Genomic DNA, 14,767 nt, shown 5'->3' with positions numbered 1-14,767 from the left:
AGCCATTAAGCTTACTTGCGGTCCTTCAGTGCAACGATGTCGCGTTTCTGCTCGCCGGTGTACAGCTGGCGCGGGCGGCCGATCTTGTACGGGCTGGAGAGCATTTCTTTCCAGTGCGAGATCCAGCCCACGGTACGTGCCAGGGCGAAGATCACGGTGAACATGCTGGTCGGAATGCCGATTGCCTTGAGGATGATCCCCGAGTAGAAGTCGACGTTCGGGTACAGCGAGCGCTCGATGAAGTAAGGATCGGTCAGGGCGATCTCTTCCAGGCGCATGGCCAGTTCCAGCTGCGGGTCGTTCTTGATGCCCAGCTCGCGCAGGACTTCGTCGCAGGTCTGCTTCATCACGGTGGCGCGCGGGTCGCGGTTTTTGTACACGCGGTGACCGAAGCCCATCAGCTTGAATGGGTCGTTCTTGTCCTTGGCCTTGGCGATGAACTTGTCGATGTTCGAGACATCGCCGATTTCATCGAGCATGGTCAGTACGGCTTCGTTCGCACCGCCGTGGGCCGGGCCCCACAGTGCGGCAATGCCGGCGGCGATACAGGCGAACGGGTTGGCGCCCGACGAGCCGGCCAGGCGGACGGTGGAGGTAGAGGCGTTCTGCTCGTGGTCGGCGTGGAGGATGAAGATCCGGTCCATTGCCTTGGCCAGCACCGGGCTGATCGGTTTGATCTCGCACGGGGTGTTGAACATCATGTGCAGGAAGTTTTCCGCGTACGACAGGTCGTTGCGCGGGTACATCATCGGCTGGCCCATGGAGTACTTGTAAACCATCGCGGCCAGGGTCGGCATCTTGGCGACCAGGCGCACTGCGGAGATTTCGCGGTGCTGCGGGTTATTGATGTCCAGGGAGTCGTGATAGAACGCCGACAGGGCGCCGACCACGCCGCACATCACCGCCATCGGGTGAGCGTCGCGACGGAAGCCGTTGAAGAAGGACTTCAGCTGCTCGTGAACCATGGTGTGGTTCTTGACGGTGCTGACGAACTGGGCCTTCTGCTCGGCATTCGGCAGTTCGCCGTTGAGCAGCAGGTAGCAGGTTTCGAGGTAGTCGGACTGTTCGGCGAGTTGCTCGATCGGGTAGCCGCGGTGCAGCAGGATCCCTTTGTCGCCGTCAATGTAGGTGATCTTCGACTCGCACGAGGCGGTCGCCATGAAACCAGGGTCGAAGGTGAAGTGACCAGTGGCCCCTAACCCGCGGACGTCGATTACATCTGGACCAACGGTGCCGGTTAAAATGGGCAGCTCGACGGGGGCAGCGCCCTCGATGACCAACTGCGCTTTTTTGTCAGCCATGTGGCCTCCTATTAATGCTTGAAATCATCAGACAGACCCCCCACGCAGGGCCCGCACCACTATAGAGGGATAAATTCAGATGTCAATTTGCCTAAAGGCTTGTTGAATCAGGCATTCAAGCCTGATTTTTCCCGAAATTCTCGCCCATTTACGCCTTTTGTTGGCTAAAGGCAATGCGCTATTTGGGCTACCCCGTCACGTTGTCATAAGCAGCCTAACTGTCTATACTCGGCACCCGACCGCCAGGGGCTTGCAAGCCCGAACTGCTGGGGGTCGCCGTTCCCTGGGTGGTGGGTACCTGACCAGTACACTTACCAACAACTTTGCCCTGATTCGCTAGGGGCTCTTCAGTGTGAAAAAAGCCGTGAAAAGCCAACGACCTGTAAACCTAGACCTAAGGACCATCAAGCTCCCCGTCACTGCGTACACGTCCATCCTGCACCGTATCTCCGGCGTCATCCTGTTCATCGGCCTTGCCATCATGCTTTATGCACTGGGCAAGTCGCTGGGTTCCGAGGAAGGCTTCGGCGAGGTGAAGGCGTGTCTGACCAGCCCGCTGGCCAAGTTCGTGACCTGGGGCCTGCTGTCCGCCCTGCTTTATCACCTCGTGGCAGGTGTTCGTCACCTGATCATGGACATGGGCATCGGTGAGACGCTGGAAGGCGGCAAGCTGGGCTCGAAAATCGTGATCGTCATCTCCGTGGTGCTGATCGTTCTGGTGGGAGTTTGGGTATGGTAACCAATGTCACGAACCTGTCGCGTTCGGGCCTCTATGACTGGATGGCGCAGCGCGTTTCTGCGGTCGTTCTCGCGGCTTACTTCCTCTTCCTGATCGGCTACGTGGTCGCCCACCCAGGCATCGACTACACCCAGTGGCATGGTCTGTTCTCCAACAACGCGATGCGGATCTTCAGTCTGCTGGCCCTCGTTGCCCTGGGCGCTCACGCCTGGGTCGGCATGTGGACCATTGCAACCGACTACCTGACGCCTATGTCGTTCGGCAAGTCGGCAACTGCGATTCGTTTCCTGTTCCAGGCGGTATGCGGCGTTGCGATGTTCGCTTACTTCGTCTGGGGTGTGCAGATTCTCTGGGGTATCTGATCCATGGCTAGCATTCCAACCATTTCCTTCGACGCCATCATCATCGGTGGCGGCGGCGCCGGCATGCGCGCAGCGCTGCAACTGGCTCAAGGCGGCCACAAGACTGCCGTAGTCACCAAGGTCTTCCCGACCCGTTCGCACACTGTATCCGCCCAGGGCGGCATCACCTGCGCCATCGCTTCGGCCGACCCGAACGACGACTGGCGCTGGCACATGTACGATACCGTCAAGGGTTCCGACTACATCGGTGACCAGGACGCAATCGAATACATGTGTCAAGAAGGCCCGGCCGCGGTCTTCGAGCTGGACCACATGGGCTTGCCGTTCTCGCGTACCGAAACCGGCCGTATCTACCAGCGTCCGTTCGGTGGCCAGTCCAAGGATTACGGTAAGGGTGGCCAGGCTGCTCGTACCTGTGCCGCTTCCGACCGTACCGGTCACGCGCTGCTGCACACCCTGTACCAGGGCAACCTGAAAGCCGGTACCACGTTCCTCAATGAGTACTATGCCGTTGACCTGGTGAAAAACCAGGAAGGCGCCTTCGTCGGTGTGATCGCGATCTGCATCGAAACCGGCGAAACCATGTACATCAAGTCCAAGGCCACCGTTCTGGCCACTGGCGGTGCGGGCCGTATCTACGCTTCCACCACCAACGCCCTGATCAACACCGGTGACGGTATCGGCATGGCCCTGCGTGCAGGCGTACCGGTGCAGGACATCGAAATGTGGCAGTTCCACCCAACCGGCATCGCCGGCGCCGGTGTTCTGGTCACCGAGGGTTGCCGCGGTGAAGGTGGCTACCTGATCAACGCCCACGGCGAGCGCTTCATGGAGCGTTACGCGCCGAACGCGAAAGACCTGGCCGGCCGCGACGTGGTTGCCCGTTCCATGGTCAAGGAAATCATCGCCGGCAACGGCGTGGGCCCGAACAAGGACCACGTACTGCTGAAGCTGGACCACCTGGGCGAGGAAGTGCTGCACAGCCGCCTGCCAGGTATCTGCGAACTGTCCAAAACCTTCGCTCACGTCGACCCTGTCGTCGCACCGGTTCCGGTCGTTCCAACCTGCCACTACATGATGGGCGGCGTTGCCACCAACATTCATGGCCAGGCCATCACCATGGACGAAGAAGGCAAGGATCACATCATCCCTGGCCTGTTCGCTGTTGGTGAAGTGGCGTGCGTATCGGTTCACGGTGCCAACCGCCTGGGCGGCAACTCGCTGCTCGACCTGGTGGTGTTCGGCCGTGCTGCCGGCCTGCACCTGGAGAAGGCGCTGAGCGACGGCATCGAGCATCTGGACGCCAGCGACACCGACATCGATGTTGCCCTCAACCGCCTGAACAAGCTCAACGAGCGCACCACTGGCGAAGACGTTGCCAGCCTGAAGCGCGAGCTGCAAAGCTGCATGCAGAACTACTTCGGTGTATTCCGTACTGGCGAATACATGCAGAAGGGTATCGAGCAGCTGGCGGGTCTGCGTGACCGTATCGCCAACGTCAAGATCAATGACAAGTCCCAGGCCTTCAACACCGCGCGTATCGAAGCGCTGGAGCTGCAGAACCTGCTGGAAGTTGCCGAAGCTACCGCCATCGCGGCCGAAGCCCGTAAAGAGTCCCGCGGCGCTCACGCCCGTGAAGACTTCGAAGACCGTGACGACGAAAACTGGCTGTGCCACACCCTGTACTACCCGGGTGAGAAGCGCGTTGCCAAGCGCGGCGTCAACTTTGCGCCGAAGACTGTTCCAGCCTTCGAACCAAAAGTCCGGACTTACTAAGGGTGGCTGCTATGTTGAAAGTCGAAGTTTATCGTTACAACCCGGACACCGACTCGGCACCAAAAATGGAGTCGTTCGACGTCGATACCGGCGGCAAGGACCTGATGGTGCTGGACGTATTGGCACTGATCAAGGAAAAGGACGAAGGTTTCTCGTACCGTCGCTCCTGCCGTGAAGGCGTTTGCGGTTCCGATGGCATGAACATGAACGGCAAGAACGGCCTGGCCTGCATCACCCCGCTGTCGGCGGTGGTGAAGGGCGGCAAGCTGGTTCTGCGCCCGCTGCCAGGCCTGCCGGTCATTCGTGACCTGGTGGTCGATATGAGCATCTTCTACAAGCAGTATGAGAAGGTGAAGCCATTCCTGCAGAACGATACCCCGGCACCGGCCATCGAGCGCCTGCAGTCGCCGGAAGATCGTGACAAGCTGGACGGCCTGTACGAGTGCATCCTGTGCGCGTGCTGCTCGACTTCCTGCCCGTCGTTCTGGTGGAACCCGGACAAGTTCCTGGGCCCGGCTGCACTGCTGCAGGCCTACCGTTTCCTGGCCGACAGCCGCGATACCAAGACTCAGGAGCGCCTGGCGTCCCTGGATGACCCGTTCAGCGTATTCCGCTGCCGCGGGATCATGAACTGCGTAAACGTTTGCCCGAAAGGTCTGAACCCGACCAAGGCAATCGGTCACGTACGTAACATGCTGCTGCAAAGCGGCACCTGATACAAAGTGTTGTACCTGCAGTAAGCCGAGGTGCGGGTGGTGAGCCCGCACTGAGGTAAAACCCGAACAAGGGCCCACAAAGCCCGCGTTCATTACCTATGAAGATATGAGACCAGCAGGGGCTTTCCGGGCTGGTACCCGGAAAATCAGCAGGATCCAAGTGGCGTGGTTCAGTCGCTGTTTTCGGACTTTTCCAGGTTTGCTGTGGCTCTCGCCGATCAGTCCCCTAATCGAGGGTGACCAAGCATGCAAGAAAGCGTGATGCAGCGCATGTGGGATAGCGCCCACCTTTCAGGTGGTAACGCTGCATATGTGGAAGAGCTCTACGAACTCTACCTGCACGACCCTAACGCTGTGCCAGAAGAGTGGCGCACTTACTTCCAGAAGTTGCCAGCCGACGGCAGCACCGCTACCGATGTATCGCACTCGACAATCCGCGACCATTTCGTACTGCTGGCAAAGAACCAGCGCCGCGCCCAACCGGTTTCCGCCGGGAGCGTGAGCAGTGAACACGAGAAGAAGCAGGTTGAAGTTCTGCGACTGATCCAGGCCTATCGTATGCGCGGCCATCAGGCTGCCAAGCTCGACCCGTTGGGGTTGTGGCAGCGCCCTGCGCCCGTAGACCTGTCGATCAATCACTACGGCTTGACCAATGCCGATCTTGATACGACCTTCCGTGCCGGCGACCTGTTCATCGGCAAAGAGGAGGCGAGCCTACGCGACATCTTCGATGCACTCCAGAAGACATATTGTCGCACCATTGGCGCCGAATTCACCCACATCGTCGATTCCGAGCAGCGCAGCTGGTTCCAGCAGCGCCTGGAAAGCGTGCGCGGCCGTCCGGAGTTTTCCGCTGACGTGCAGGCCCACCTGCTCGAGCGCGTGACCGCCGGTGAGGGCCTGGAAAAATACCTGGGCACCAAGTACCCGGGCACCAAGCGCTTCGGCCTTGAAGGTGGCGAGAGCCTGATCCCGATGCTGGATGAAATGATCCAGCGTTCCGGCTCCTACGGGACCAAGGAAGTCGTGATCGGCATGGCTCACCGTGGCCGCCTGAACGTCCTGGTGAACACCTTCGGCAAGAACCCGCGCGAGCTGTTCGACGAGTTCGAAGGCAAGAAGATGAACGAGCTGGGCTCCGGTGACGTGAAGTATCACCAGGGCTTCTCCTCGAACGTGATGACCACCGGTGGCGAAGTTCACCTGGCCATGGCGTTCAACCCGTCCCACCTGGAAATCGTTTCGCCTGTGGTCGAAGGTTCGGTGCGCGCCCGTCAGGATCGCCGCAACGACACCGTTGGCGACAAGGTGCTGCCGATCTCGATCCACGGCGACGCAGCATTCGCCGGCCAGGGCGTGGTCATGGAAACCTTCCAGATGTCGCAGACCCGCGGTTTCAAGACCGGCGGTACCGTGCACATCGTGATCAACAACCAGGTTGGCTTCACCATCAGCAACCCGCTGGACGCGCGCTCCACCGAGTACGCCACCGACGTTGCCAAGATGATCCAGGCGCCGATCCTGCACGTGAACGGCGATGACCCGGAAGCGGTGCTGTTCGTCACCCAGCTGGCCATCGACTACCGCATGCAGTTCAAGCGTGACGTGGTCATCGACCTGGTCTGCTACCGTCGTCGCGGCCACAACGAGGCTGACGAGCCGAACGGCACCCAGCCGCTGATGTACCAGCAGATCAGCAAGCAGCGCACCACTCGCGAGTTGTATGCAGAAGCGCTGATCCAGGCCGGTCGCATCGATGCCGAGCGTGCTCAGGCCAAGATCGACGAGTACCGCAACGCCCTGGACAATGGCCTGCATGTAGTGAAGAGCCTGGTCAAGGAACCGAACCGCGAGCTGTTCGTCGACTGGCGTCCTTACCTGGGCCATGCCTGGACCGCGCGTCACGACACCCGCTTCGACCTCAAGACCCTGCAGGACCTGTCGGCCAAGCTGCTCGAGCTGCCAGAAGGTTTCGTGGTCCAGCGTCAGGTATCGAAGATCTACGAAGACCGTCAGAAGATGCAGGCCGGTGGCTTGCCGATCAACTGGGGTTATGCAGAGACCATGGCCTACGCCACCCTGCAGTTCGAAGGTCACCCGATCCGCATGACCGGCCAGGACATCGGCCGTGGCACCTTCTCGCACCGTCACGCGGTGCTGCACAACCAGAAGGACGCCAGCACCTACATTCCGCTGCAGAACCTGTTCCCAGGCCAGCCACGTTTCGACCTGTACGATTCGTTCCTGTCCGAGGAAGCGGTACTGGCGTTCGAATACGGCTATTCCACCACCACGCCGAACGCGTTGGTGATCTGGGAAGCCCAGTTCGGCGACTTCGCCAACGGTGCACAAGTGGTGATCGACCAGTTCATCACCAGCGGTGAGCACAAGTGGGGCCGCCTGTGCGGTCTGACCATGCTGCTGCCACACGGTTATGAAGGGCAGGGCCCGGAGCACTCCTCCGCGCGTCTGGAGCGTTACCTGCAGCTGTGCGCCGAGCACAACATCCAGGTCTGCGTACCGACCACCCCAGCACAGATCTACCACCTGCTGCGTCGCCAGGTCATCCGTCCGCTGCGCAAGCCGCTGGTGGTCCTGACGCCGAAGTCGCTGCTGCGCCACAAACTGGCCATCTCGACGCTGGAAGACCTGGCAGAAGGCTCGTTCCAGACCGTGATCCCGGAAATCGACGCAATCGATCCGGCCAAGGTCGAGCGCCTGGTGCTGTGCAGCGGCAAGGTCTACTACGACCTGCTGGAAAAACGCCGTGCCGAAGGCCGTGAAGACATCGCCATCCTGCGTCTCGAGCAGCTGTACCCGTTCCCGGAGGACGACCTGGTCGAAATCCTGGCGCAATACAGCAACCTCAAGCACGCCGTATGGTGCCAGGAAGAGCCGATGAACCAGGGCGCCTGGTACAGCAGTCAGCATCACATGCGCCGTATCCTGGGCCGCCACAACAAGGCATTGGTCCTGGAGTACGCCGGTCGCGACGCTTCTGCCGCGCCAGCCTGTGGTTACGCTTCGAAGCACGCCGAACAGCAGGAAAAACTGCTGCAAGACGCCTTCACTGTCTAACGCCTTCGCGCACCTGAAACCGAATTTAAGGAAACACTGATAATGGCTATCGAGATCAAAGCCCCAACCTTCCCGGAATCGGTTGCCGATGGCACCGTTGCCACCTGGCACAAGAAGCCGGGCGAAGCCGTCAAGCGTGACGAGCTGATCGTCGACATCGAGACCGACAAGGTTGTCCTGGAAGTTCTGGCTACCGCCGATGGCGTGCTGGGCGACATCGTCAAGGGCGAGGGCGACACCGTCCTGTCCGACGAAGTGCTGGGTTCGATCGTTGAAGGCGGTGCTGCCGCCGCTCCAGCCGCAGCTGCCGCGCCTGCTGCTGCTCCGGCCGCTGCTGCCGCTGATGCTGGCGAAGATGACCCGGTTGCTGCCCCGGCCGCGCGCAAGCTGGCTGAAGAAAACGGCATCGACCTGGCTACCGTTGCCGGTACTGGCAAAGGCGGTCGCGTCACCAAGGAAGACGTGGTGGCTGCTGTTGCCAACAAGAAGTCGGCCCCTGCCGCTGCACCGGCTGCCAAGCCTGCTGCCGCTGCTGCACCGGTTGTCGTCGCCGCTGGCGACCGCACCGAGAAGCGCGTGCCGATGACTCGCCTGCGTGCCAAGATCGCCGAGCGTCTGGTCGAAGCCCAGTCGAACATGGCCATGCTGACCACCTTCAACGAAGTCGACATGACCGAAGTCATGGCCCTGCGTTCGAAGTACAAGGACCTGTTCGAGAAGACCCATAACGGCGTACGCCTGGGCTTCATGTCGTTCTTCGTCAAGGCCGCCACCGAAGCCCTGAAGCGCTTCCCGGCTGTCAACGCCTCGATCGACGGTAACGACATTGTCTACCACGGCTTCGCTGACGTGGGTGTTGCGGTTTCCAGCGACCGTGGCCTGGTGGTCCCGGTACTGCGCAACGCCGAGTCGATGAGCCTGGCTGAAATCGAAAACGGCATTGCCACCTTCGGCAAGAAAGCCCGTGACGGCAAACTGTCGATCGAAGAAATGACCGGCGGTACCTTCACCATCACCAACGGCGGTACCTTCGGTTCGATGATGTCGACCCCGATCGTCAACCCGCCGCAGGCCGCGATCCTCGGCATGCACAACATCATCCAGCGCCCGATGGCCGTCAATGGTCAGGTCGTGATTCGCCCGATGATGTACCTGGCACTGTCCTACGATCACCGCCTGATCGATGGTAAGGAAGCGGTAACCTTCCTGGTCACCATCAAGAACCTGCTGGAAGATCCGTCTCGCCTGCTGCTGGACATCTAACCCTCTGGCTGCGTACCGTGCCGGCCTTGGCTTCGCAAGAAGCCATGCCGCGCGGTTCGCGGCTTGTAGCTTGTAGCTGATAAGGAATCTTTTATGACCCAGAAATTCGACGTAGTGGTGATTGGTGCAGGTCCTGGCGGCTATGTGGCTGCCATCAAGGCTGCCCAACTTGGTCTGAAGACTGCCTGTATCGAGAAGTACACCGACGCCGAGGGCAAGCTGGCCCTGGGCGGCACCTGCCTGAACGTAGGTTGCATTCCTTCCAAGGCGCTGCTGGACAGCTCCTGGAAATACAAGGAAGCCAAAGAGAGCTTCAACGTCCACGGTATCTCCACTGGCGAAGTGAAGATGGACGTCGCCGCGATGGTTGGCCGCAAGGCTGGCATCGTCAAGAACCTGACCGGTGGCGTTGCCACCCTGTTCAAGGCCAACGGCGTTACTTCGATCCAGGGCCACGGCAAGCTGCTGGCTGGCAAAAAAGTCGAAGTCACCAAGGCTGACGGCACCACCGAAGTCATCGAAGCCGAGAACGTGATCCTGGCTTCCGGCTCGCGCCCGATCGACATTCCACCGGCCCCGGTCGACCAGAACGTCATCGTCGACTCCACCGGCGCCCTGGAATTCCAGACCGTACCGAAGCGCCTGGGCGTTATCGGTGCTGGCGTGATCGGCCTGGAGCTGGGTTCGGTATGGGCTCGTCTGGGTGCTGAAGTCACTGTCCTGGAAGCCCTGGACACCTTCCTGATGGCTGCCGACACCGCTGTGTCGAAAGAAGCCCAGAAGACCCTGACCAAGCAAGGCCTGGACATCAAGCTGGGCGCTCGCGTCACCGGCTCGAAAGTCAACGGCAACGAAGTCGAAGTCACCTACACCAACGCCGAAGGCGAGCAGAAGATCACCTTCGACAAGCTGATCGTCGCGGTCGGCCGTCGCCCGGTGACCACCGATCTGCTGGCTGCCGACAGCGGCGTGACCATCGACGAGCGTGGCTACATCTTCGTCGACGATCACTGTGCCACCAGCGTTCCGGGCGTGTTCGCCATCGGTGACGTGGTACGCGGCATGATGCTGGCCCACAAGGCGTCGGAAGAGGGCATCATGGTGGTCGAGCGCATCAAAGGCCACAAGGCCCAGATGAACTACGACCTGATCCCGTCGGTTATCTACACCCACCCGGAAATCGCATGGGTCGGCAAGACCGAACAGGCCTTGAAGGCCGAGGGCGTTGAGGTTAACGTGGGCACCTTCCCGTTCGCGGCCAGCGGCCGTGCGATGGCTGCCAACGACACCGGTGGTTTCGTCAAGGTCATCGCCGATGCCAAGACCGACCGCGTCCTGGGTGTACACGTGATTGGCCCATCGGCTGCCGAACTGGTGCAGCAGGGCGCAATCGCAATGGAATTCGGCACCAGTGCCGAGGATCTGGGCATGATGGTCTTCAGCCATCCGACCCTGTCCGAAGCGTTGCATGAAGCAGCGCTGGCAGTGAATGGCGGCGCCATTCACGTGGCCAACCGTAAGAAGCGTTAATTATAAGAAACCACGGCGGGCAGCCCGTCGTGAGTCTTGCGTGCATGACTCACCGCGGAACGTCCGCCGGACCGGATCACATGGGAAAACCCGGGGTCAACGGTCACAGGTGGTGCGGCGCCAGTAATGGCGCAGCGCCGAAGCGCAGTACCTAACGAAGACGGTAAAAAGCATGAATCTTCACGAGTATCAGGGTAAGCAGCTGTTCGCTGAATACGGCCTGCCAGTTTCCAAGGGTTTCGCAGTCGATACCCCTGAAGCTGCAGCAGAAGCTTGCGACAAGATCGGCGGTTCCGAGTGGGTTGTAAAAGCTCAGGTTCACGCGGGTGGTCGCGGCAAAGCGGGCGGCGTCAAGCTGGTTCGCAGCAAGGAAGACGCCAAGGCGTTCGCTGCGCAATGGTTGGGCAAGCGCCTGGTAACCTACCAGACCGATGCCAACGGTCAGCCAGTGACCAAGATCCTGGTCGAATCCTGCACTGACATCGCCAAAGAGCTGTACCTGGGCGCTGTAGTCGATCGCTCGAGCCGCCGTATCGTGTTCATGGCCTCCACCGAAGGTGGCGTGGACATCGAGAAAGTCGCTCACGAAACTCCTGAGAAGATCATCAAGGCTACTATCGATCCGCTGGTCGGCGCTCAGCCGTTCCAGGGTCGTGAACTGGCATTCCAGCTGGGTCTGGAAGGCAAGCAAGTTGCACAGTTCGCCAAGATTTTCGTAGGCCTGGCCAAGCTGTTCAAAGAACATGACCTGGCCCTGCTGGAAGTCAACCCGCTGGTCATCAAGGCCGACGGCGACCTGCACTGCCTGGATGCGAAGATCAACATCGACGCAAACGCCATGTACCGTCAGCCTAAGCTGAAAACCTTCCACGACCCGTCTCAGGACGACCCTCGTGAAGCCCACGCTGCCAGCTTCGAGCTGAACTACGTGGCCCTGGAAGGCAACATCGGCTGCATGGTCAACGGTGCTGGCCTGGCCATGGGTACCATGGACATCGTCAACCTGCACGGCGGCAAGCCGGCCAACTTCCTCGACGTTGGCGGTGGTGCTACCAAAGAGCGCGTTACCGAAGCGTTCAAGATCATTCTGTCCGACAGCAATGTCGCGGCCGTTCTGGTCAACATCTTCGGCGGCATCGTTCGCTGCGACATGATTGCCGAAGGCATCATCGGTGCAGTGAAAGAAGTCGGCGTTAAAGTTCCGGTTGTGGTTCGCCTCGAAGGCAACAACGCCGAACTGGGCGCTAAAGTACTGGCAGAAAGCGGTTTGAACATCATTGCGGCAACCAGCCTGACCGACGCTGCTCAACAAGTTGTCAAAGCTGCGGAGGGCAAGTAATGAGCGTCCTGATCAATAAAGACACCAAAGTCATCTGCCAGGGCTTCACCGGCTCGCAAGGTACTTTCCACTCCGAACAGGCCATCGCCTACGGCACCAAGATGGTCGGCGGCGTAACCCCAGGCAAGGGTGGCACCACCCACCTGGGCCTGCCGGTGTTCAACACCGTCAAGGAAGCCGTGGAAGCTACCGGCGCTGACGCTTCGGTCATCTACGTACCGGCTCCGTTCTGCAAAGACTCGATCCTGGAAGCTGCCTTCGGCGGCATCAAGCTGATCGTCTGCATCACCGAAGGCATTCCTACCCTGGACATGCTGGATGCCAAGGTCAAGTGCGACGAGCTGGGCGTGACCCTGATCGGCCCTAACTGCCCAGGTGTCATCACCCCGGGCGAGTGCAAGATCGGCATCATGCCAGGCCACATCCACCTGCCAGGCAAGGTCGGTATCGTTTCGCGTTCCGGCACCCTGACCTACGAAGCTGTGAAGCAGACCACCGACGCCGGCTTCGGCCAGTCGACCTGCGTCGGCATCGGCGGTGACCCGATCCCGGGCTCCAACTTCATCGACATCCTGAAGCTGTTCCAGGAAGACCCGAAGACCGAAGCGATCGTCATGATCGGTGAGATCGGCGGTTCGGCTGAAGAAGAAGCTGCGGCCTACATCAAGGCCCACGTGACCAAGCCAGTCGTTTCCTACATCGCTGGTGTTACCGCACCTGCGGGCAAGCGCATGGGCCACGCTGGCGCCATCATCTCCGGCGGCAAGGGCACTGCGGACGAGAAGTTCGCCGCCCTGCAGGACGCTGGTGTGAAGACCGTGCGTTCCCTGGCTGACATCGGCAAGGCCCTGGCCGAGCTGACTGGCTGGGAAGCCAAGAAGTAATACTGCTACACCCCCCACGCGCACAGAGGCCACCTTCGGGTGGCCTTTGTCGTTTCTGGGGGCATCACAGGCGGCGAGGAAACTTGATGAGTTTGATAGGAATTTTCGTACAGACGAAGTTTTCAAGTGGAGGATAATTCTTACTGTCTTCGGTCGCACAGACGACAAACATGTACGCACATCGGACAAGCAGCACTGTGCCAGTGCGTTTAACTGACAAAACAGTTACATTACGTGTTCACTCTGTGCCCGTACCCCAAAAGGGAACGACACGCTAAACGGGTCTGGCCTATCAAGCCGGGCAGCATTTCCCCTCATCCAAAGGGAAATCCCCTCTCGAATCCCGATTTCAGCAGTGTGGTACTACCTTAAATGAAAGTTCTCAAAGGCCAGGATATCCTGGCGCTTGGCTTTATGACGTTTGCGCTTTTCGTTGGCGCAGGCAATATCATCTTCCCGCCTATCGTCGGTCTGCAGTCTGGTCCGCACGTGTGGATGGCAGCCCTGGGCTTCCTGGTCACTGCCGTGGGCCTACCAGTCATCACCGTGGTCGCGCTGGCCAAGGTCGGTGGCGGCATGGATGCCCTGAGCAGCCCGATCGGCAAGTTCTTCGGCGGCCTGCTGGCAGCCGTGTGCTACCTGTCGGTCGGTCCGCTGTTCGCCACCCCGCGCACCGCGACCGTGTCGTTCGAAGTGGGTGTTGCACCGCTGACCGGTGAAAGCCCGCTGGCGCTGTTCATCTACAGCCTGGTGTACTTCGCCGTGGTACTGGCCGTGTCCATGTACCCTGGCAAGTTGCTCGACACCGTGGGCCGCTTCCTGGCGCCGTTGAAGATCATCGCTCTGGCCGTGCTGGGCATCGCTGCCTTCGCGCTGCCGGCCGGGACCATTGGTGAGGCACAGCCTGCCTATGCTGCGGCTGCGTTCTCCAAGGGCTTCTCCGATGGCTACCTGACCATGGACACCCTGGGCGCCTTGGTGTTCGGTATCGTCATCGTCAACGCCATCCGCTCGCGCGGTGTCGAGTCGCCGAAGTTGATCACTCGCTACGCCATCATCGCCGGCCTGATCGCAGGTGTTGGCCTGGCGCTGGTGTATGTCAGCTTGTTCCGTCTGGGTGCCGGCAGCCATGACATCGCGGCTGATGCCACCAACGGTGCTGCGGTTCTGCATGCTTACGTGCAGCACACCTTCGGCTCGCTGGGCAGCGGCTTCCTGGCCGTGTTGATCGCACTGGCCTGTCTGGTGACCGCGGTCGGCCTGACCTGTGCCTGCGCCGAGTATTTCAGCCAGATCCTGCCGCTGTCGTACCGTGCATTGGTGGTGATCCTGGCCAGCTTCTCGTTGCTGATCTCCAACCTCGGCCTGACCAAGCTGATCATGTTCTCGATCCCGGTGCTTACCGCCATTTACCCGCCTTGCATCGTGGTGGTTGGCCTGAGCTTCGTGAAGGACCTGTGGAACTCGCCGACCCGCATCCTGGCGCCGGTGATGCTGGTGTCGCTGGTGTTCGGCATGGTTGACGCAATCAAGGGCAGCAGCATTGCCCATGTGCTGCCGGACTTCATGGCGCATCTGCCGTTGAGCGACCAGGGCCTGGCCTGGCTTGTGCCTTCCGTGGTGACCCTGGTTGGCGCCGTGGCTTGCGACCGCATGCTCGGCAAGCCGCGCGAGGCGCTGGCCTGACCTGTTAAGTCGAAGCCTGAGGGCGGCACCGGCCACAAGCCGAAAGGTGCTCGCCAAGGGCCTAGGCAGAAAAGCCCCGTATCCGCAAGGATG

The 14,767-nt window shown here is 60.4% G+C and carries 11 protein-coding genes; 10 read left to right on the top strand and 1 reads right to left on the bottom strand.

Going from position 1 to position 14,767, the window contains the following annotated elements; translation table 11 throughout:
- Window positions 1-11: 11 nt before the first annotated feature.
- Window positions 12-1,301: a citrate synthase gene (gene gltA / locus APH42_RS17020; RefSeq protein WP_003254218.1), complete on the bottom strand. Its 1,290-nt coding sequence runs from the start codon at window positions 1,299-1,301 to the stop codon at window positions 12-14.
- Between the two features lie 352 nt (window positions 1,302-1,653).
- Here gltA and sdhC point away from each other — a divergent pair, with 352 nt between their 5' ends.
- The 10 genes from sdhC to brnQ all read left to right on the top strand — a co-directional run bounded on the left by sdhC (window position 1,654) and on the right by brnQ (window position 14,674).
- The gene (gene sdhC / locus APH42_RS17015) at window positions 1,654-2,040 is read left to right on the top strand and encodes a succinate dehydrogenase, cytochrome b556 subunit (protein ID WP_008091902.1); all 387 of its coding nucleotides are present in this window, start codon (window positions 1,654-1,656) and stop codon (window positions 2,038-2,040) included.
- A complete protein-coding gene (sdhD, locus tag APH42_RS17010) occupies window positions 2,034-2,402 on the top strand; it encodes a succinate dehydrogenase, hydrophobic membrane anchor protein (protein WP_003254214.1) in 369 nt (122 codons plus the stop codon). Before sdhC ends, sdhD begins: the two co-directional genes overlap by 7 nt.
- Before the next feature lie 3 nt (window positions 2,403-2,405).
- Entirely contained in the window at window positions 2,406-4,178 is a 1,773-nt protein-coding gene (gene sdhA / locus APH42_RS17005) for a succinate dehydrogenase flavoprotein subunit (protein WP_012273354.1), read from the top strand.
- 11 nt (window positions 4,179-4,189) lie between these two features.
- Window positions 4,190-4,894 (top strand): succinate dehydrogenase iron-sulfur subunit, encoded by a 705-nt coding sequence (locus APH42_RS17000; RefSeq protein ID WP_003254212.1) that lies wholly within the window; start codon window positions 4,190-4,192, stop codon window positions 4,892-4,894.
- Window positions 4,895-5,140: 246 nt separating this feature from the next.
- Entirely contained in the window at window positions 5,141-7,972 is a 2,832-nt protein-coding gene (locus tag APH42_RS16995) for a 2-oxoglutarate dehydrogenase E1 component (RefSeq protein ID WP_012273353.1), read from the top strand.
- Between the two features lie 42 nt (window positions 7,973-8,014).
- The gene (odhB, locus tag APH42_RS16990) at window positions 8,015-9,235 is read left to right on the top strand and encodes a 2-oxoglutarate dehydrogenase complex dihydrolipoyllysine-residue succinyltransferase (protein ID WP_012273352.1); all 1,221 of its coding nucleotides are present in this window, start codon (window positions 8,015-8,017) and stop codon (window positions 9,233-9,235) included.
- Window positions 9,236-9,328: 93 nt separating this feature from the next.
- Window positions 9,329-10,765 carry a dihydrolipoyl dehydrogenase gene (lpdA, locus tag APH42_RS16985; protein ID WP_012273351.1) on the top strand — a complete coding sequence of 479 codons (1,437 nt, stop codon included), beginning with the start codon at window positions 9,329-9,331 and terminating at the stop codon, window positions 10,763-10,765.
- A gap of 172 nt (window positions 10,766-10,937) precedes the next feature.
- A complete protein-coding gene (sucC, locus tag APH42_RS16980; RefSeq protein WP_008091914.1) occupies window positions 10,938-12,104 on the top strand; it encodes an ADP-forming succinate--CoA ligase subunit beta in 1,167 nt (388 codons plus the stop codon).
- A complete protein-coding gene (gene sucD / locus APH42_RS16975; RefSeq protein ID WP_003254203.1) occupies window positions 12,104-12,988 on the top strand; it encodes a succinate--CoA ligase subunit alpha in 885 nt (294 codons plus the stop codon). Before sucC ends, sucD begins: the two co-directional genes overlap by 1 nt.
- 372 nt (window positions 12,989-13,360) lie before the next feature.
- The gene (gene brnQ, locus APH42_RS16970) at window positions 13,361-14,674 is read left to right on the top strand and encodes a branched-chain amino acid transport system II carrier protein (protein WP_060493836.1); all 1,314 of its coding nucleotides are present in this window, start codon (window positions 13,361-13,363) and stop codon (window positions 14,672-14,674) included.
- Window positions 14,675-14,767 lie beyond the last annotated feature (93 nt).

Origin of the sequence: Pseudomonas sp. NBRC 111140, assembly GCF_001320885.1 — a bacterium.
Classification (GTDB): Bacteria; Pseudomonadota; Gammaproteobacteria; order Pseudomonadales; family Pseudomonadaceae; genus Aquipseudomonas; species Aquipseudomonas putida_P.
Note: the sequence above shows the minus strand (reverse complement) of the source record. Positions and strands in the feature narration are given on the sequence as shown.